Raw genomic sequence first — 19,713 nt, forward strand, 5'->3', positions numbered from 1 at the left:
GGTTGGCCAGTTTGCGTTTGGGGCAGGTGGATTTTATCAATTGCCTGCCTGTCTATACGGCAATAAACCAGGAGATTATTACCCTGGAGGCGGAAATCGTTCCCGGCCCACCGGCCCAGTTGAATCGCATGTTTTTGCAGGGAGAACTGGATGTTACACCCATTTCATCCATTGAATATGCCCGGCATGCTGACCAGTGTCTGGTTTTACCTGATCTATCCATTGGGGCGGATGGGGAAGTAATGAGCTTATTGCTTTTTTCCCGGATACCTGTTACTGAACTTGATCACAAAGTCATCGCCTTGCCTAACACATCAGCTACTACGATAGCCTTATTAAAAATATTACTGGAGCACTATTACCATATCAGCTGTGACTTCGTCACCATGGAACCGGATTTAACAGCTATGTTATCCCGGGCCGAGGCGGCTCTGTTAATTGGCGACATCGCCATGATTGAACAGCTAAAAGTGAACAGCGGCTATTATGAGGGCATAATAGTTACCGATGTTGGAGCTGTTTGGAAAGAGATGACCGGGGAAAGTATGGTGTATGCTGTCTGGGTGGTAAAAAAGGATTTTGCTGGAGAACACCCCCAGGAAATTGCCCGGCTGGCCAGTGCCCTGCAGGCTAGCTTGCGCTGGGGGCGGGAGCATGAAGACCAGCTGATTGCCCTGGCCCAGGACCGCAGTCCCTGGTTTACTGAAGACTATCTGAGAAGGTATTTTCATACCATCACCCATTCTTTAACAGAGAAAGATATTAGGGCAATGAATGCCTTCTTTGATTATGCTTATAAAACAGGGATACTGGAAGAAAGAGTGAAAATAGAGATCTGGAGGGAAAAAGATGGGCGTTGAACCGATTTTAAAAAAGGCATTGGACGGTGAACGCCTGTCTATGACTGAAGGCGTTGCCTTACTCCAATCCAACGATCTGGTGGCGATTGGCCAGGTTGCTCATCAGATCCGTTTACGCAAACACCCAGAAAACCTGGTGACTTTTGTAATTGATCGTAACATCAATTATACTAATATTTGTAAAGTAAAATGCCGTTTTTGCGCCTTTTACCGTTCGGAAGATGATGCTGATGCTTATGTTTTGTCCTATGAAGAAATCTACCGCAAAATTGAGGAAACACTAGCTGTTGGTGGTACGCAAATTTTGATGCAGGGCGGTATTAACCCCAGTTTGCCTTTTGAATGGTACCTGGATTTGCTCAAAGGCATAAAGGAACGATATAATGTGCATATCCACTCTTTTTCGCCTCCGGAAATCGTACATCTGGCTGAAATCAGTGGGCTGAGTCTAAAGGAAACGATTGCTGCTTTACGGGAGGCTGGCCTGGATTCCATTCCTGGCGGTGGAGCTGAGATTCTGGACAACCGGGTCAGACATTATATCAGTCCCAGAAAAATTACCTGGGAGCAATGGATGGAAGTGATGATTATTGCCCATCAGCTGGGCATGAAAACAACAGCGACTATGATGTTTGGCAGTGTGGAAAGTCCTGAAGAGCGGGTGGCCCATATGGTACGGTTGCGGGAGGTTCAGGACCAAACCGGCGGTTTTACGGCTTTTATACCCTGGAGTTTTCAACCTCTCAATACCGAACTGGGAGGCACTACCGCTGGTGGTTTTGAGTATTTGAAAACCCTGGCAGTCAGTCGTATAATGCTGGATAATTTCCCTAATATCCAGGCTTCCTGGGTAACCCAGGGGTCCAAAATGGCGCAAATTTCCTTGCGCTTTGGAGCCAATGATTTCGGAGGCACCATGCTGGAGGAAAATGTGGTCAGAGCGGCAGGAGTAACCAACAGAGTGCCGATGGACGAGATAATAAGATGCATTAAGGATGCAGGTCATCGTCCTGCCCAGAGAGATACCTTATATCGCATTATCCGCTACTTTGATTAAGGCAAGGAGGGGCAAACATGTTTGGATTTGTAATTGGCTGGCAGGAAGCAATAATTATTCTGGTGATTGTTCTGATCATTTTTGGGCCCGGTAAGTTGCCCAGTATCGGCAAGGCACTGGGAGAAACTGTGCGCAATTTCAGAAAAAGCGCCAGTGAAACAGATACAGACAATGGCACCGAGAAAAAGGAACAATAGGGGTGAGCCCCATGTCTGAAAAGGAAATGTCCCTGCTGGGCCATTTAGAGGAGTTACGCTGGGTTATTATCAAGAGCCTTCTCTCTCTAATTCCTGGTTTTGCTATTGGTTGGTATTACCGGGAAACTATTATGCAAATTCTTTTAAAACCACTACTGGATATTAATCCGAATTTTAAACCGATTGTTCTGAAACCGACAGATGTTTTTTTCGTCTATGTCAAGATTGCTTTTGTAACTGGGATCGTTCTGGCCAGCCCTTATATTATCTATCAGATCTGGTCGTTTATTGAACCAGCTCTGAAGCCTCATGAGAAAAAGATCGTAGGCAGAATTCTTCCTGCGGCCGTACTGCTCTTTTTCACCGGCCTGATTTTTGCTTATTTTACTGTATTTAAAATCGGTACAGTATTTTTCTGGGGTTTTGGTGGGGAAGCAGTTGCACCTATGTATGGTATGCAGGAATACTGGAATTTCACATTGGCATTCCTCTTGCCCTTTGGCCTGGTGTTCGAGCTGCCGATAGTGGTGTCTATTTTGGCCAAACTGGGATTAGTTACTCCGGAATTTCTAAAAAAGAACAGAAAATTTGCCATTTTGCTGATTTTTGTTATTGCTGCTTTTTTAACTCCCGGTCCGGATATTATCTCCCAGCTTTTGATGGCAGCGCCAATGATTATCCTCTATGAAATCAGCATCTGGTTGGCCCGGATCGTAAAACCGATAAATCGTTTTGAGGAAGAAGAAGTGCAATAAGCCCTGAGCTTATTGCGCTTTTCACTAATATTCCAGGAAAGGAGTTTAACTCCGATGTCTGTAAATGAAAAAATGCGGCATTTGCCGGCAGTAGAAAAAGTTATGCAGGCAATTAAACCGGCGGTCAAAGCAAGATTTCCGCGGGAAATTCTGGTAAAAAAAATTCAGGCGGTGATAGAGGCCTATCGCCAGCGAATCAGGAATGAGGAATTAAAAGCGGTACCGGCGATAAGGGAGATCTGCGCTGAGGTGGAAAAGGCCCTATTACGTCTATCCACCCCGCAACTAAAACCGGTAGTAAATGCTACCGGGGTTGTTTTGCATACCAATTTAGGCAGAGCTCCTCTGTCTGACCGGGCAGTGGCGGCAGTGACAGCTGTGGCTCGGGGGTATTGTAATCTGGAAATGGATTTGTCCACCGGGAAACGGGGTTCCCGTTACAGTCATGTTGAGGAGCTGCTCTGTCAGATTACCGGGGCGGAAGCGGCACTGGTTGTCAATAATAATGCAGCTGCAGTTTTGCTGGCTTTATCCGTTCTCGGGGCAGGCAAGGAAGTGATTATTTCCCGCAGTCAACTTGTAGAAATCGGCGGTTCATTTCGTGTTCCTGAGGTAATGGCCCAGTCAGGTTGTATTTTAAAAGAAGTGGGGGCTACCAATAAAACTAAGCTCAGTGATTATGAACAAGCTATAGGTCCTAATACGGGCTTGTTATTGAAAGTACACACCAGTAATTACCGGATAGTAGGTTTCACTCAGGAAGTTGGCCTGGCTGATTTGGTAGAACTGGGTAAACGTTATCAATTGCCGGTAATGGAGGATCTGGGATCCGGATTTTTGGTAGACCTGGCTGCTAGAGGTATCGGTGATGAGCCTACTGTTCAGGCATCAATTGCCGCCGGGGCGGATGTCGTCACTTTTTCAGGGGACAAGCTTTTAGGAGGACCGCAGGCTGGTATTATCGTCGGCAAGAAAAGTCTTCTGGACAAAATGAAAAAACATCCTTTAAACCGGGCTTTGCGAATCGATAAAATGACTGTTGCTGCCCTGCAGGCAACATTGCTGGCTTATCTTGAGCCGGAAGGAGTATGGCAGGAAATACCTACTTTGCGCCTGCTGACCTTAACTGCTGACCAGATACAGGACAGAGCAGAAAGTCTGGCAACTTCTCTTCGTACTGTATTGCATGATAAGGCTGAGGTTCAGGTAGTAGCTGAGGTCAGTGAGGTAGGAGGAGGCGCAATGCCCTTAACTAGTTTGCCTACTTATGCAGTCAGAATAAAGTTTGTACAACGAGACTGTCAACTGATGGCAGAGCGTTTGCGGCAACAGGATAGGCCGATATTGGTACGTATCAAGGATGAGGGGATACTGCTGGATTTGCGCACTGTTTTACCTGGAGAGGAAAAGATGATTTTATCAGCTTTTACCAGTTTGATGGAGGGAGAGAGCCGATGAAGCGGGTTATTATCGGCACTGCTGGCCATGTTGACCATGGCAAAACTACCCTGGTCAAGGCCCTAACCGGGCATGATACTGACCGGCTGAAAGAGGAAAAAGTACGGGGCATTTCGATTGAACTGGGATTTGCTCCTTTTACCTTACCTTCTGGACAAAGAATCGGCCTGGTGGATGTACCGGGCCATGAGCGCTTTATTAAGAATATGTTAGCCGGAGTTGGTGGCATTGACCTGGTAATGCTGGTTATCGCTGCCGATGAAGGAATTATGCCGCAAACCAGAGAACACCTGGATATTATTAATTTACTTCAGGTTAAGGGCGGCGTTGTGGTGATAACCAAGGCGGACCTGGTAGAAACTGAATGGCTGGATCTTATCCGCGAAGAGGTAGAAGGAGTTTTAAAAGATTCAGTGTTAGCTGGCGCCCCGGTTATTGCTGTTTCAGCAATGACTGGACAGGGAATTCCCGAGTTAATTGCTGTTCTTGAAAAACTGGTTAGTGATATTGAGGAGAGACCTGCGACCGGCCAGGCGCGTTTGCCGATTGACCGGGTCTTTACGATAACAGGCTTTGGCACTGTGGTTACCGGGACTCTGATTAGTGGCCGCCTTCAGATGGGACAGGAAGTTGTACTGTTACCTTCTGGCAAACAAAGTCGAATTCGCAGTTTACAGGTGCATGGTAAAAGGGTGGAAGAGGCGAGAGCGGGCCAGAGAGTAGCCGTTAATTTGCACGGCCTGGAAATAAACGAGGTGGATAAAGGAGAAGTTTTAACCGTTCCTGGCGCCTTCGTCCCCACTTATCGTCTGGATGTGGAACTGGAAGTATTGCCGACTGTTGAAAAGGCATTACAACATGGTCAAAGATTGCGTTTCTATCTTGGAACCAGTGAGGTTTTTTGCCGTTTGCGCTTACTGGATCGAGAAGAATTGGAAGCTGGAACCAGAGCCCCGGTACAGCTTGTACTAGAACAACCTGTGGTAGCAGCCAAAAGAGACCGGTTTATAGTACGTACTTACAGTCCAATGCATACTGTGGCGGGAGGTCAGATTATCGACGCCCATCCACCCCGTCACAGGAGATACCAGGAAGGACTAAACGAGCAATTGCTGCAAAAACTTAAAGGAGAGCCGGATGAACTATTGTTGAATGTAATGAAATCCACTTCATCCGCCCTGCTTACGTGGGAGGAACTGATTAAAAAGGCACAGCTCTCACAAGAGGAGGGCCAGGCTGCTCAACAAGTTCTTCTAGGCAGAGGAGATGCTCTGGAAATCAGTGTGGAAAAGCAAAAGTATGGAATAGCCCGGGACATTTATCTACTATGGTTGGATACGGTCAAACAGATTTTACAAAAATATCATCAACAGTATCCGCTGCGGCGCGGTTTTTCTAAAGAAGAACTAAGGGGTAAACTGAATCTAAATTTAAGCAACAAAGAGTTTACTGCTTTGCTAAATATGTGGCAGCAGGATGGGGAGCTGCAAATCTTAGAACAAGATGTCGCCTTAAAAGATTTTCAACCAGAAGCAAAGGGTAAATTAGCCGAGGCAGTAGCCCAGGCAGAAACAGCTTTTCTGAAAGGAAAATTTCAGCCTCCGTCCTGGGCTGAAGTGGCGGAGAAATTACCAGTTTCACCCCAGCAGCAGGAGGAAGTGCTACTGTTTTTACAACAACAAGGCAGACTGATAAAAATAAGTGACGATTTATATTTTCACAGCCGGGCCCTAAAGGAAGCAAAGGATATTTTACTGGAACTTCTGGAAAAACATCAGGAAATAACACTGGCCCAGTTTCGGGATGCTTTGAACTCATCGCGCAAATACATGGTTCCCTTAATGGAGTATTTTGATCGGCAGCGAGTGACCAGGAGAATTGGGGATTTGAGGGTGAAATTTTAATGAACTTACGACAACTTGAGACCTTTTGTCTGGTGGTTGAACTGGGGTCATTCACTAGAGCTGCCCGGGTTCTGCATATGACCCAGCCGGCGGTTAGCTTGCAAATCAAAAATCTGGAAGAAGAACTGGGGCTGCCCTTGATCGAGCGCGGAGAAAAACAGCTAATTATTACAGACGGCGGTCATTTGCTTTACCGACAGGCCAAACGCATTCTCAGTGAATGGAATATTTTACAGGATGGGCTGGAGCAACTGAAAGCTTCCCAGACCGGTACAATCCGGCTGGCAGCTTCTACTATTCCCGGGGAGTATTTATTGCCTGTATTGCTGGCTACTTTTCGCAATCACATTCCAGGAGTGTCCCTGGGGCTTAATATTACGGATAGTGAAGCAGTAGGACAGCTTTTACTGGAGCGGGCTGTGCATTTAGGGGTGACAGGTGTAGCTTTGAAAGATCCTTTGCTAGAATGTCAGCCCTGGCGGTCAGATGAGATTTTGCTAATCGTAGGGCCTGAACACCCCTGGTTTGGGGTGCAGGAAATTGAGCCAGGGCGTTTGTGGGAATCTCCCTGGATTTTACGTGAACAGGGGTCTGGAACCAGAAAGGTTGTGGAAACCAGATTACAAACTTTAAATATTGAGTTATCCCAGTTGCTGGTTTTGATGGAATTAGGATCCAGCCGGGCAGTAGTGACTGCTGTTGCTTCCGGTTTAGGTGCAGGCTGGGTAAGCAATTTAGCAGTTGCCGATATGCTTGCTGAAGGGAAAATTGCAGCTGTACGGGTCAAAGGTCTGGACTTGAGCCGCACCTTCTATCTATTGCGCCACCGGCAGGTGTTTCTTCCGCCAATTGCCCAAAAGTTTTATGAGTTCTTGTTAAAACAGGTTTAGCATGAAACACCTCCTGCTTTGCCAAACTAAAAACAAAAGCTGCAGGAGGGTTAGGGATGAAAGTTCAAGGAATTGCCAAAGCGATAGTGGATAAGCTTCTGGAAACCAGTAACCGTCTGGGCCAGGGCCGCAATTGTGGTGTGTTCGGTCTGGTCAATGAACAGGGTATTATCGATTGTATCACTCCCCTGGTTGAGGGGGGGATTTCAGGTTTGCCCCTGCGCCAGCTTTTAAAATACATCTGTAACATGGAAGGCAGACCTGTGATCGAAGGTTTGATGAGTTTGCCAGACAACGCCGTCTTCATTATTACACGGCCAGGGAAAAGCGGCTTGATTACTGATGTCAGTGGGATTAATTTTTTTGGCTGTTCTGTTGTGGCAATTGGTATTAAACATAAGCGTGTGGCTGGCATCGGTTATATTGATGTCAGGCCAGATTATTTCGACCTGGGAACTAAAGCCGAGCGAGTGGATCTAGATATACTGGCCGCTGATAATATGGATGAGGAGAGAAGAGTATTGCAAGCCAGTAATGAATTAGCCCAGAGATTTCTCTACCTATCAGAGCCTGTCTCGGTTGTAGAGACAGAGCTAAAACCCTGGCCAGGGCCCTTTTGCCAGCAAAACTGGCAGCTCCAGCGGTTTGAGGTAAATACTATTGCCAAAGAGCTGGCTCAGGAGCTGGTAGTAAAGTCTACAGAGGTGGGACAAGGCCGGGAGGTAGCGGTAATCGGCATTGTGGATGAAAAGGGGCATGTTACCGGCATGGGAAAACCGGTAGTGGGTGGTATGGGCTATATCCCTTCCCGGCTAATTGCTTCCAGCGCTGTGGACATTAGTGGGAGGAGCCTAAAAGAAATTTATGCTAAACTGGTTCCGGAAAATGCCGTTTTTGTGCATACCCATCCTGGTGGAACCGGGGTCATGCATATGGGAGACGCTATGGCTGGACCGGGGACCTGGGGTAGACCGATTATCGCCATTGGTCACGACCAGGATGGCAACATAAAAGGGGCTACAGTAATTGAAGTCCGAGAGGAAATTTTCCGGCTGGCAGATGAAGATGAGAAAATCAGTCAGGAGTTTTTCCAGGCTGAGACTCCGGAAGCAGAAGCGGAAATCCGTAACCGCAAATTCGGGATTGCCCAGGAATTTACCGCTTTATGTAAAGCAATTGAGCTCGTCTAGACTTTATGCTAAAATTAAAAAATGATGCCAGTGGTTAAGGAGGCATCCTCCTTAACCATTTTTTGCGAGGGAGGGTATTACATGGGCTTTTTTAGCAAGTTAAAAGAAAGTCTGGCCAAAACCAGGCAGGTTTTCGTAGAAAAAATTGAGACTTTATTAACGGGATACCGTAAACCCGATGAGGAGTTTTTCGAAGAGCTGGAAGAAGCTCTGATTCAGGCAGACGTGGGTGTGACTACTTCCATGCAGCTCGTAGAAAAACTGCAGAAGATATGCAAAGAAAGGCGCATTGAAGATGCATCACTATTAAAAGATGTGCTTGCTGAAGAAGTTGCCCGAATTTTAGGAGAAGAGGATATTGAGCTTAATCTGAAAGGGCAGCCGTTTTCAGTAATTCTCGTAGTTGGAGTAAATGGGGTAGGGAAAACCACAACCATTGGTAAACTAGCCTGGTTTTTAAAAAGCCAGGGCAAAAAAGTCATTCTAGCAGCAGGGGATACTTTCCGCGCCGCTGCGATTGACCAGCTGGAAATCTGGGGAAACAGAGCCGGAGTAGAAGTGATCAAGCACCAGGAAGGCAGTGATCCGGCGGCAGTAGCCTTTGATGCTATGCAAGCTGCTAGAGCTAGAAAAGCTGATGTTATCATTATTGATACAGCCGGGCGGCTGCATAACAAAGTTAATTTGATGGAAGAATTGAAGAAAATTAAACGAGTGATTCAACGAGAAGTTCCGGATGCCCCCCACGAGGTTTTGCTGGTACTGGACGCTACTACAGGACAGAATGCAGTAAACCAGGCCAAGATCTTTGGTGAGGCTGCCGGAGTAACAGGGATTGTCCTTACCAAGCTGGACGGCACTGCCAAGGGTGGAGTGATAATTTCCATTAAAAACGAGTTAAAAGTGCCGGTGAAATTCATTGGCATCGGGGAGAAGATGGAGGACTTGAGGCCCTTTGCCCCCCAGGAATTTGCCTCTGCCCTCTTTGACCGAAGTGATGCAAAGGAGATGTAGAAAAATGGCGATTGAAGTAGCGATAATTGGGGGAACGGGAGTTTATGATCCCCGCCTGTTTAGCGATTTACGAGATGAGTTGCTGGAAAATGAATATGGCACTACCAGTGTAAAAATAGGACTTTACAAAGGCAAGGAAATAGCATTCCTGAATCGCCATGGGGCTGGACATTCTGTGCCCCCCCATCTGGTAAATTACCGGGCAAATATTAAGGCTTTAAAGGATCTGGGAGTTCAGAGGATTTTTGCAACAGCTGCAGTGGGTTCCCTGAAACAGGAATTCCCTCCCGGTGCTTTTGTCCTGGTAGATCAATTCCTGGATTTTACCAAACAGCGGGAATCCACCTTTTTTACCGGGGGCGAAAAAGGGGTTATTCATATTGATATGACTGAACCCTATTGTCCCCACTTGCGAGAAATCATCGCTCAGGCTGCAAGCAGAAAAGGCATCGAAATAGCCAAAGGCGGGGTGTATGTTTGTACTGAAGGGCCTCGCTTTGAAACCCCGGCGGAAATACGCATGTACCGTAGCTTAGGTGGAGATCTGGTTGGCATGACTTCCGTTCCGGAAGTGGTTTTGGCGCGAGAAGCGGAAATTTGCTATGCTACAATTGCCATGGTGACTAACTTTGCAGCTGGAATATCGCCCACTCCTTTAACTCATACGGAAGTACTGGAAACGATGGCCCAGAATGCAAGCAAGTTGCAAACCCTATTACTGGAGGTTATGGATAATCTACCCCAGGAACGGAATTGTAGCTGTGGCCGGGCTATTTCGGATCTGGGCAGTTTGTAAAGGAGGCAATTGTTGTGGAGAGCTTACGCTGGCGAGAAGGGATATTGGAGATACTGGATCAAACCAGGCTTCCATTAACCATCGAATATGTACAATCCTCGGACTATCTGGCGGTAGCCAATGCCATTAAATCTATGCAAGTGCGCGGTGCGCCGGCTATAGGATCGGCGGCTGCCTTTGGCTATGCCATGGGGGCCCGGGAACATCAAAACCTGCCCAGAGAGCAATTTCTGGCGGAAATGCAAGAGGTGAAACAGGTCCTGGCCAGCACCAGGCCTACAGCTGTTAACCTGTTCTGGGCCTTAGATCGTATGGAGAAGAAACTGCTAGAGGTATCCCACTTGCAGCCTGCAGAAATAGCCGACATTCTTCTGGAGGAGGCTAAAGCTATACACCAGGAAGATCTGGAGTTGAATCGCCGTATGGGTGAATATGGACAACAGCTGATTCCCTCCGGAGCCCGTATTCTTACCCACTGTAATGCAGGGGCCCTGGCAACAGCAGGGTTTGGTACTGCCCTGGGGGTAATCAGAGCTGCCCATGCTGCTGGCAAACAGGTACAGGTTTATGCTGATGAAACCAGACCTTTGCTGCAGGGGGCTCGCTTAACTGCCTTTGAACTTATGCAGGATGGGATTCCGGTTACCTTAATTACCGATAATATGGCCGGTTATCTGATGCGGCGGGGAATGGTTGATCTGGTCATAGTTGGTGCAGACCGCATTACTGCCAATGGCGATGTGGCCAATAAGATTGGTACTTATGGCTTAGCTGTTTTAGCCAAAGAAAATAAGATTCCATTTTATGTGGCGGCACCATATTCCACAGTGGACTTGACTTTGGCTTCCGGAGACGATATACCTATCGAAGAAAGAGATCCCCGGGAAATAACTCATATATGCGGCCAGCGGATTGCTCCCGAAGGGGTAAAAGTCTTTAATCCAGCCTTTGATATTACTCCCAATTATTTGATTGATGCCATTATTACCGAAAAAGGAATTATCAGAAAGCCCTATAAAGTCAATTTGCAAAAAACATATGGGGAGGGAGCAAAATGAATTATCTAGTCAGAGATATCAACCTGGCGGAAAATGGCGCAAAAAAAATTGCCTGGGTTAAAGAACACATGCCGGTATTAAATGAAATCCGTAAGGAATTTGAACGGGATAAACCTTTTAATGGAAAAAGAGTTGCCATTTCCATGCATTTAGAAGCCAAAACTGCTTACCTGGCTCTGGTTTTGCAAGCCGGGGGCGCAAATGTTAGCATCACAGGCTCTAATCCCCTCTCCACTCAGGATGATGTAGCAGCAGCACTGGCGGCACAAGGTTTACAGGTATTCTCCTGGTATAATGCTACTCCTGAGGAATACAAACAGCATTTATTGATGGTACTGGACACCCGGCCGGATATTATTATAGATGATGGTGGCGATTTAATGCATTTAATTCACACAGAAAGGCCGGAATTGGCTAGCTCCATTATCGGTGGTTGTGAAGAAACTACTACCGGTGTCTTGCGCCTGCGGGCCCTGGAAAAGGAAAACCGCCTGCCCTTTCCTATGATCGCTGTTAATGACGCCTATAGTAAATATTTGTTTGACAATCGTTATGGGACCGGGGAGTCAGTCTGGACAGGGATTATGCGAACTACTAATCTGATAGTTGCAGGTAAGACAGTGGTCGTTATTGGTTATGGCTGGTGTGGGAAAGGGGTAGCGATGCGAGCTAAAGGCCTGGGGGCCAAAATTATTATTTGTGAGGTTGACCCCATCAAAGCCATTGAAGCCCATATGGATGGGTTCCAGGTAATGACCATGGATGAGGCAGCGGCTTTAGGAGATGTGTTTATTACAGTTACCGGTTGCAAGGATGTAATCCGGCGCTGGCATTATGAAAAAATGAAAAACGGGGTACTGCTGGCCAATGCCGGACACTTTGATGTGGAAATCAATAAACCGGAGTTGAATGAACTGGCAATAAGCAAACGGGTAGTACGCAAAGATATTGAAGAATTTACGCTGGCAGATGGTCGGAAGTTATATCTACTAGCAGAAGGACGACTGGTTAATCTGGCAGCGGGTGATGGCCATCCTGCCGAAATTATGGATACTTCCTTTGCCTTGCAAGCTCTGTCAGCCCGTTATCTAGTGGAAAATGGCACCAAACTGGAGAAAAAAGTATACCTGGTTAGTCCGGAGATTGATAGGAGAGTAGCAGAATTAAAACTGCAGTCTCTCGGAATTACCATAGATAAATTGACACCGGAACAGGAAGCCTATCTTTATGGCTGGCAACATGGTGAGTAAACACTGGAAGGAGCACATTTATGTTTGGCTGGATGGGCAAAATTATTCGTATCGATCTAGACAATTATGAAGTAAAGGTAGACACAATTGTTGAAACAATTTACCGGCAATATATCGGGGGCAGGGGACTGGGAACTTATCTCCTTTACCGGGAAACGGATCCCGGTTTGGATCCCTTAAGTCCCCAGAACCCTTTAATTTTTACCGTTGGGCCCCTGACCGGAACGAAAGTACCAACTTCCGGTAGATTTAGTCTATCCACTAAGTCGCCATTGACTGGAACCATTTTTGATTCCAATGCTGGTGGGGTCTGGGGGGTTAAGTTCAAACGCTGTGGCTTCGATGCCCTGTATATCAAAGGGAAGGCAGCAGAGCCGGTATATATAGTAATCAAGAATGACCAGATTCAAATAAAAGCTGCTGCTGAGCTCTGGGGAAGAGATACCAGGGAAACTACTGAATTGCTAAAACAAAAGGAAGGCAGTCAGGTAAGTGTAGCCTGTATTGGCCCTGCTGGAGAAAACCTGGTAAAATATGCAGCTATCATTAACGACTATAGCCGGGCTTTGGGGCGCGGTGGTGTGGGAGCAGTTATGGGAGCCAAAAATCTCAAAGCCATAGTAGTTGATGGAGAGAAGAAGGTTCCTGTAGCAGATCCTGAGCGCCTGGATTTTGTGGTTTATGAAACTAATAAATGGCTAAAGGCTAATCCTATTACTTCCCAGGGACTCCCGGAATTTGGCACTGCAGTGCTGGTCAATCTTTTTAATGAACTGGGCATTTTACCCACTCGTAATTTTCAGCAGTCACAGTTCGAAAGGGCGGAAGATATTTCGGGAGAACGGCTAGCAGAAACCCTGACTATTAAGAGAAGTGGCTGTTATGCCTGTCCTATCCAGTGTTCCCGGGTTACTAAAGTAGGTGAACAATCAGGGGAAGGACCGGAGTATGAGACCATCTGGTCTTTTGGCGCTCAGTGTGGGATAGCTGACCTGGAGCTCATAACCCGGGCAAATTATCTCTGTAATTTGCTGGGTTTGGACACTATCTCTACAGGTAGCACCATTGGCTGTGCAATGGAACTGGCAGAAAAAGGGCATCTGACCGAGGATCTGGCTTTTGGTTCCCGGGAGAAAATACTGGAACTGATTGAATTTATCGCTTATCGACGGTCAATTGGAAATGACCTGGCGGAAGGCAGCAAAAGACTGGCAGAAAAATATGGAGCTCCCGAACTGGCTATGCAAGTAAAAGGCCTGGAGATGCCGGCCTATGATCCCAGGGGCACCCAGGGAATGGGACTGGCGCTGGCTACATCCAACCGCGGTGCCTGTCATTTACGAGCCTATATGGTAGGACCGGAAGTGCTGGGGGTACCGAAACTGGTAGATCCTTATAGCCCGGCAGGGAAGGCGGGGTTAACAATTAATTTCCAGAACATCAATGCCGCTATGGACACCCTGGTACTCTGCCGCTTTATTGGACTGGCGGTTTCAGAAGAATACTTTGCCCGCTTGCTGACTGCAGTGACAGGTATCAATTATCAGCCTCAGGATTTGCATATCATCGGGGAACGCATCTGGAACCTGGAAAGGCTATTTAATCTTAAAGCCGGCTTTAGCGCAGCTGATGATACTCTTCCCCCAAGACTTTTAAAAGAACCAGTTCAATCGGGACCTGCTGCCGGTATGGTGGTACAGTTGGAAACCATGGTAAGGGAATATTACCATTATCGGGGCTGGGACAAGCAAGGAGTGCCCACTCCCGCCAAATTAAGACAGTTAGGACTGGAGGAAGACCATAGTGCTTAATATGTTCCAGTTGGTAGGCCGGGACCTTTTTCAATCGGGATTAAACAATTCCCATAGTGGAAACTTAAGTATCAGGCAGGGAGACCGGATAATTATTACCCGTCGCGGAGCAATGCTGGGACATTTAACAGAGCGGGACCTAATTGAAACTGGGCTGGAGAAAAATGATTGCCATATTACCCTGGCGTCAACAGAAATTCGGGTCCACCGGGCCATTTACCGCAATACAGCGGCCCTGGCTATTGTCCATGCCCATCCGGTGTTTGCAACAACCCTGTCACTTTTGGAAGATGAGATTATACCTGTGGACTCAGAAGGAGCCTATTTGTTGCATAAAATACCAGTATTGAGTGTGGAACATACAGTGGGCTCACAGGAAGTTGAACAAAAACTCCCTGACTTATTGAAGGAATACAAGATTGTGATGGTTCGCGGCCATGGCAGTTTTGCTATTGGTCAATTGCTGGAAGAAGCCTATCAATTAACTGCCAGTCTGGAACACAGCTGTAAGATAGCTTATTACACTCGCTTATTAAAAGAAAGGGAGAATCCGAAAGCTAAAACGAAGCAGCTGGCCCAGTGGTAGAAAAGGAGGGTGCTTTATGGGCAGTTTATTAATTAAAAACGCAACTGCTATATTGCCAATGACTGGGCCGGATCAGATTTTGTACAATGCTGATCTGGCCATTGAAGGCAAGGAAATCAAGTATGTCGGAAACGTGCCCGCTGAATTTCAACCCGATACAGTAATAGATGCCAGAGGCAAGGTCGTTATGCCGGGTCTGGTTAACTGTCACAACCATGCCGCAATGACGCTGCTGAGGAGTTATGCTGATGATTTACCATTAATGGAATGGCTACAGAAAAAAATCTGGCCAATCGAGGCCCATCTAAATAGTGAAGATGTATACTGGGGTTCATTGCTGGCCTGTGCTGAAATGGTTAAGAGTGGAACTACCCTCTTTGCTGATATGTATTTTGAAATGGGCAGAGTGGCTGAAGCTGCTCAGGTAGTAGGAATCAGAGCTAATTTGGCTCGGGGCATGATCGGCTTTGGACCGAATGCAGAGCGGGCCATTAATGAATCAGTAGAGCTGGTAGAATGCTGGCATTGCAAGGCAGATGGCATGGTCAAGGTTATGCTTGGACCCCATGCACCTTATACCTGCCCACCCGAGTATCTGGAACGGGTAATGAAACTGGCTGATGATCTAAAAGTAGGTATCCATATTCACCTGGCAGAAACTAAAGCCGAAGTGGAAGAAATTAAAGAAAAATACGGCACCACTCCTGTTAAATTGATGGACCAGATTGGTCTCTTTAAGGGACGGCAGGTTCTGGCCGCGCACTGTGTCCATTTAACTGATGAAGAGATGGAAATACTGGCTAACCATAAAGTTGGAATTGCGCATAATCCGGAGAGCAACATGAAGCTTGCTTCTGGAGTGGCCCCAGTTCCCCGCCTCCTGGAGTTAGGGGCTGTGGTTGGCCTGGGGACAGATGGGCCTTCCTCTAACAATAACCTGGATCTAATGCAGGAAATGAGAAGCGCAGCTCTACTACATAAAGTTTTTACCATGAACCCTACGGTGTTGCCTGCTTACACAGCTCTGGAGATGGCTACGGTTAAAGGTGCTCAGGCCCTTGGCTACGATAATCTGGGGCAGTTGCAACCAGGATACCTGGCTGATATCATCTTAATCGATCTGGAGAAGCCCCATTTATACCCGCGCCATGACCTGATAGCCAATCTGGTCTATTCGGCTACTGCAGCAGACGTAGATACGGTGATTGTTAACGGTCGAGTCATCATGACCGAACGCAAACTTCTTTTTGTTGATGAAAAGGAAGTTATTGAGAGAGCAGAAGCCCGGACGAAGGAACTACTGGCCCGGGCTGCCAGCGAAAAATAGGGAAAAGTAGCCTGTCCCGTTGGGGCAGGCTTTTGCCGTTTTATAAAAGGAGTGATATAATCATAGTGATTCATTGACAGGAGGTAGCTCATGAAAAAAGCGGTTCAATGGACAAAATGGCTGTACAGGTATATCGTGGAAGTTATGCCTCAGGTAGAACAAAGGCTTGCTAACTGGAAAGAGCTAGCGGAAAGAATGCCCGAAAATTTATTAAAAACTCAAGCTCTAGCAAGCATTGAACATAAAAAGTTCCACTGTATTGGAGGGGCAGTTTTTGCCCTTTATCCAGGGGCCAGGCAGCAGGAAGTGCTTGATTTTATAGTTGCCTTTCAGACAATCAGTGATTATCTGGATAATCTCTGTGATCGGGCCCAGGTAATTGAAGAGCAAGCTTTTCGGCAGTTGCATTATGCCATGCTGGATGCAATTAGGCCGGCAGCAGCCAGTCGTGATTATTATCTTAATTATCCTGTAAAGAATGATGGCGGTTATTTAAACCAGCTGGTTACGACCTGTCAAAAGGCATTAAAGAGTTTGGGCTGGGATGAATCCAAAGCTCACCTAGCAGCAGAGTGGGTTACCTTATACAGTGAACTTCAGATCTATAAACACCTGGATTGGTCAGTGCGGGAAAAAAAGTTAGAGACATGGGCTAGAGAAGCTGGAAAGAGTTACTGGAATCTATATCCCATGGAATTTGCGGCTGCTACAGGTTCTACCCTGGGAGTGTTTGCTCTGGTAGCAGGCTTGGAGCCACAAGAAGCGAGTTATTATTTTCCCTGGATTACGGGTTTACATATACTTTTAGATTACTATATTGACCAGGAGGAAGACAAAAAAGAGGGAGATCTGAATTTTCATTTTTATTATGCGACTGATGCGGAAAGGGAAAAACGCTTGATTCTGTTTTATAAAAATGCTAAAGATTCAATTAACAAGCTCCAGTATAATAGTTTTCATGAGCTGGTGATTACGGGGTTACTGGCTATGTATCTTTCAGATCCCAAAACGAATGTACCGACTCTAATGTCGGGAAGACAATTAATATTAAAGGAAAGTAGCCTGGAAGCTCAAATTTTACATACCCTTTGTGTATTTTTAAGAAAAGCTGGCAAGTTGTAGGGAGCTGATATTATGAGCTTATTGCTAACCCTGTTTGAGAGGTTAACAGTAGTAGTAACGATAGCTTACCTTTTTTCACGTACCCCCTTGTTTCGGAGATTGTTACGCCAGGATTTGACCTGGCGAGAAAAAGGGGGGATGGTGATTATTTTTGGGATAATCACCATTCTGGGCACTTATTATGGTATTCCAGTCAAAGGTGCCATCGCCAACTCCCGCGCAGTAGGAGCCATAGTGGCCGGTTTGCTAGGGGGACCAGCAGTAGGAGCTATAACTGGCCTTATCGGAGGAATTCACCGCTGGTCTCTGGGAGGATTTACGGGTTTTGCCTGTGCTGTTTCCACTACAATAGAGGGACTGTTAGGAGGCCTGGTCAATAAATACTGGCCCAAACAAGCGATGGACTGGCGAGTAGGTTTTGTTACCGGCTTCATTGCTGAATCTTTACAGATGCTGATCATTCTTGCTTTAGCCCGTCCTTTTGTTTCAGCTCTTGATCTGGTGAAAGTAATAGCAGCACCAATGACTATTGTCAACGCAGCTGGGATTGCTATTTTTATTATGATAGTCCGCCAGAGTTTTCAGGAACAGGAACGAATAGCTGCCTTTATGGCACAACTGGCCCTGAAGATTGCTAATTATACTTTGCCTATTTTACGCCATGGACTGACTATCCAATCTGCCGGGGAAGTTGCTCAGATAATTTTAAGAGAAACCGGTTCAGCAGCGGTAGCGATAACTGACCGGGAAAACATTCTGGCACATGTAGGTGCCGGCAGTGACCATCATCTACCAGGTCAGCCTATCCAGACAGAGGCAACCCGGATAGTAATTGAAACTGGTCAAACCAAAATTGCTGGTAGCAGGCAGGAAATCGACTGTTCCCATCCGACCTGTCCTTTAAATACAGCGGTAATAGTTCCATTAAGGCAAAATCAACAGGTAGTAGGTACTTTGAAAATCTACCATCGTACCAACAAACCTGTAACAGAAGTGGAAATAGAATTTGCCAATGGTCTAGCCCACCTTTTTTCCACCCAGCTGGAGCTGGCGGAACTGGAACGGCGTTCTCAATTACTGGCTGATGCTGAAATAAGAGCGTTACAGGCCCAGATTAACCCTCATTTTTTATTTAATGCCCTTAATACTATTATGTTATTTTGTCGTACCGATCCAGAAAAAGCGAGAGGTCTATTGGCGCAGTTAGGCGACTATTTTCGCAAAAATCTTCAGGATAACAAACGACTGGTGGATATCAGAGAGGAAATCGAACACGTAAAAGCCTATTTAGCGATTGAGGAGGCCCGTTTTGGCCATCGCATTACTATAACCTGGCAGATTGATCCTGAATTGAGACCGGTAAAGATTCCCCCGTTAACTCTACAACCATTAGTTGAAAATGCCCTGCGTCATGGATTGTTGCCCAAACGGGGTTTTGGCAATTTGCAAATAGGTATTAAACAAGAGCGGAACCAGGCACTGGTCTGGATAGAAGATGATGGCGTAGGGTTCAATCAAACAAAAAAAGAATCAGATGGGAGTGGAATGGGGCTGAAAAATGTGGATGCCCGTCTGCGTAGCTGGTTTGGCCCGGAAGCGGGGTTAAAGATAATTAGTCCATTGCCAGGTCAGACTTATGGAACCAGGGTGGAGTTTGTTATACCGGAAGGAGTACAAAAATGAAAATCAGGGTACTAATAGTCGATGATGAACTGCCAGCTAGACAAGAGTTAAAATTCCTGCTAAAAGATTATCCCGAAATTGAAGTAGCAGGGGAAGCTGATAGTGGACAGGAAGCCCTTGAACTGGCACAACAACTGGAGCCAGAACTGGTTTTTTTGGATATTCAGTTACATGACATGTCCGGACTTGAAGTAGCAAAATTTCTGGCAAGGCTAGTACCCCGGACCAGAGTAATTTTTGTTACAGCATATGACCAGTATGCGATCGAGGCTTTTGAACTTCATGCCCTGGATTATTTGCTGAAACCGGTGAATAAAATAAGATTACAAAAAACTATCCAGGAATGGAAAAATATCAAAGCCGTTAATGAGCATTATCAAATTTTAAAAGAAACAATAGAACATCTACAAAAAGGGAAAAAGACAAAAATCCCTGCAATAAAAGATGGAAGGATTTTGTTGATTAACCAGGAAGATATTCTCTATATCAAAGCAGAGGGCAGGAATGCCGTTGTCAGGGTTGAGGGCCACGATTTTCCAACGAATTTCTCACTATATGAAATTGCCCAGAAACTCAACCAGGATAGTTTTCTAAAGGTTCATCGCAGTTATATAGTTAATCTGGAAGCTATCGTGGAAATCGTCCCCTGGTTTAAAGGTACTTACAATCTGATCTTTAGAGATAAAGAGGCAGAAGTAGTTCCTGTCAGCCGATCCTACGTCAATGAATTTAGAGAAAAACTAGGGCTTGTTTAG

General features: G+C 46.2%; 18 protein-coding genes. All 18 read left to right on the top strand.

Annotation, left to right across the window (positions count from 1 at the left end):
• Positions 1–2: 2 nt before the first annotated feature.
• The 18 genes from B5D20_RS06890 (at position 3) to B5D20_RS06975 (ending at position 19,713) form a co-directional block, all read left to right on the top strand.
• On the top strand, positions 3–860 hold the full coding sequence (locus B5D20_RS06890) for a menaquinone biosynthetic enzyme MqnA/MqnD family protein (RefSeq protein ID WP_078665498.1): 858 nt from the start codon (positions 3–5) through the stop codon (positions 858–860).
• Positions 850–1,917, top strand: a complete 1,068-nt coding sequence (mqnC, locus tag B5D20_RS06895; protein WP_078665499.1) for a cyclic dehypoxanthinyl futalosine synthase — start codon at positions 850–852, stop codon at positions 1,915–1,917. Before B5D20_RS06890 ends, mqnC begins: the two co-directional genes overlap by 11 nt.
• Before the next feature lie 17 nt (positions 1,918–1,934).
• Positions 1,935–2,114: a twin-arginine translocase TatA/TatE family subunit gene (gene tatA / locus B5D20_RS06900; protein ID WP_078665500.1), complete on the top strand. Its 180-nt coding sequence runs from the start codon at positions 1,935–1,937 to the stop codon at positions 2,112–2,114.
• An 11-nt stretch (positions 2,115–2,125) separates the two neighbouring features.
• Positions 2,126–2,869: a twin-arginine translocase subunit TatC gene (gene tatC, locus B5D20_RS06905; protein WP_078665501.1), complete on the top strand. Its 744-nt coding sequence runs from the start codon at positions 2,126–2,128 to the stop codon at positions 2,867–2,869.
• A 54-nt stretch (positions 2,870–2,923) separates the two neighbouring features.
• Positions 2,924–4,327 (top strand): L-seryl-tRNA(Sec) selenium transferase, encoded by a 1,404-nt coding sequence (selA, locus tag B5D20_RS06910; RefSeq protein WP_078665502.1) that lies wholly within the window; start codon positions 2,924–2,926, stop codon positions 4,325–4,327.
• The gene (selB, locus tag B5D20_RS06915) at positions 4,324–6,231 is read left to right on the top strand and encodes a selenocysteine-specific translation elongation factor (protein WP_078665503.1); all 1,908 of its coding nucleotides are present in this window, start codon (positions 4,324–4,326) and stop codon (positions 6,229–6,231) included. The genes selA and selB overlap by 4 nt, the downstream gene beginning before the upstream one ends.
• Positions 6,231–7,121 (top strand): selenium metabolism-associated LysR family transcriptional regulator, encoded by an 891-nt coding sequence (locus tag B5D20_RS06920; RefSeq protein ID WP_078665504.1) that lies wholly within the window; start codon positions 6,231–6,233, stop codon positions 7,119–7,121. The genes selB and B5D20_RS06920 overlap by 1 nt, the downstream gene beginning before the upstream one ends.
• A 56-nt stretch (positions 7,122–7,177) precedes the next feature.
• The gene (locus tag B5D20_RS06925) at positions 7,178–8,311 is read left to right on the top strand and encodes a peptidase S7 (protein WP_078665505.1); all 1,134 of its coding nucleotides are present in this window, start codon (positions 7,178–7,180) and stop codon (positions 8,309–8,311) included.
• 81 nt (positions 8,312–8,392) lie between these two features.
• Complete coding sequence (gene ftsY, locus B5D20_RS06930) at positions 8,393–9,325, top strand: signal recognition particle-docking protein FtsY (protein WP_078665506.1); 933 nt, start codon at positions 8,393–8,395, stop codon at positions 9,323–9,325.
• 4 nt (positions 9,326–9,329) lie between these two features.
• On the top strand, positions 9,330–10,121 hold the full coding sequence (mtnP, locus tag B5D20_RS06935) for an S-methyl-5'-thioadenosine phosphorylase (protein ID WP_078665507.1): 792 nt from the start codon (positions 9,330–9,332) through the stop codon (positions 10,119–10,121).
• Positions 10,122–10,135: 14 nt separating this feature from the next.
• Positions 10,136–11,179: an S-methyl-5-thioribose-1-phosphate isomerase gene (gene mtnA / locus B5D20_RS06940; protein WP_078665508.1), complete on the top strand. Its 1,044-nt coding sequence runs from the start codon at positions 10,136–10,138 to the stop codon at positions 11,177–11,179.
• A complete protein-coding gene (locus B5D20_RS06945) occupies positions 11,176–12,429 on the top strand; it encodes an adenosylhomocysteinase (RefSeq protein WP_078665509.1) in 1,254 nt (417 codons plus the stop codon). The genes mtnA and B5D20_RS06945 overlap by 4 nt, the downstream gene beginning before the upstream one ends.
• A 20-nt stretch (positions 12,430–12,449) precedes the next feature.
• Entirely contained in the window at positions 12,450–14,240 is a 1,791-nt protein-coding gene (locus tag B5D20_RS06950; protein WP_078665510.1) for an aldehyde ferredoxin oxidoreductase family protein, read from the top strand.
• Between the two features lies 1 nt (position 14,241).
• Complete coding sequence (locus B5D20_RS06955; protein ID WP_242952051.1) at positions 14,242–14,826, top strand: aldolase; 585 nt, start codon at positions 14,242–14,244, stop codon at positions 14,824–14,826.
• A gap of 16 nt (positions 14,827–14,842) precedes the next feature.
• Positions 14,843–16,153 (top strand): amidohydrolase, encoded by a 1,311-nt coding sequence (locus B5D20_RS06960; RefSeq protein ID WP_078665512.1) that lies wholly within the window; start codon positions 14,843–14,845, stop codon positions 16,151–16,153.
• 90 nt (positions 16,154–16,243) lie between these two features.
• The gene (locus tag B5D20_RS06965) at positions 16,244–17,275 is read left to right on the top strand and encodes a tetraprenyl-beta-curcumene synthase family protein (protein WP_078665513.1); all 1,032 of its coding nucleotides are present in this window, start codon (positions 16,244–16,246) and stop codon (positions 17,273–17,275) included.
• A 12-nt stretch (positions 17,276–17,287) separates the two neighbouring features.
• Positions 17,288–18,958 carry a sensor histidine kinase gene (locus B5D20_RS06970; RefSeq protein ID WP_078665514.1) on the top strand — a complete coding sequence of 557 codons (1,671 nt, stop codon included), beginning with the start codon at positions 17,288–17,290 and terminating at the stop codon, positions 18,956–18,958.
• Positions 18,955–19,713, top strand: a complete 759-nt coding sequence (locus B5D20_RS06975) for a LytR/AlgR family response regulator transcription factor (RefSeq protein WP_078665515.1) — start codon at positions 18,955–18,957, stop codon at positions 19,711–19,713. The genes B5D20_RS06970 and B5D20_RS06975 overlap by 4 nt, the downstream gene beginning before the upstream one ends.

Source organism: Carboxydocella sporoproducens DSM 16521 (assembly GCF_900167165.1).
In the GTDB taxonomy this organism is placed as follows: domain Bacteria; phylum Bacillota.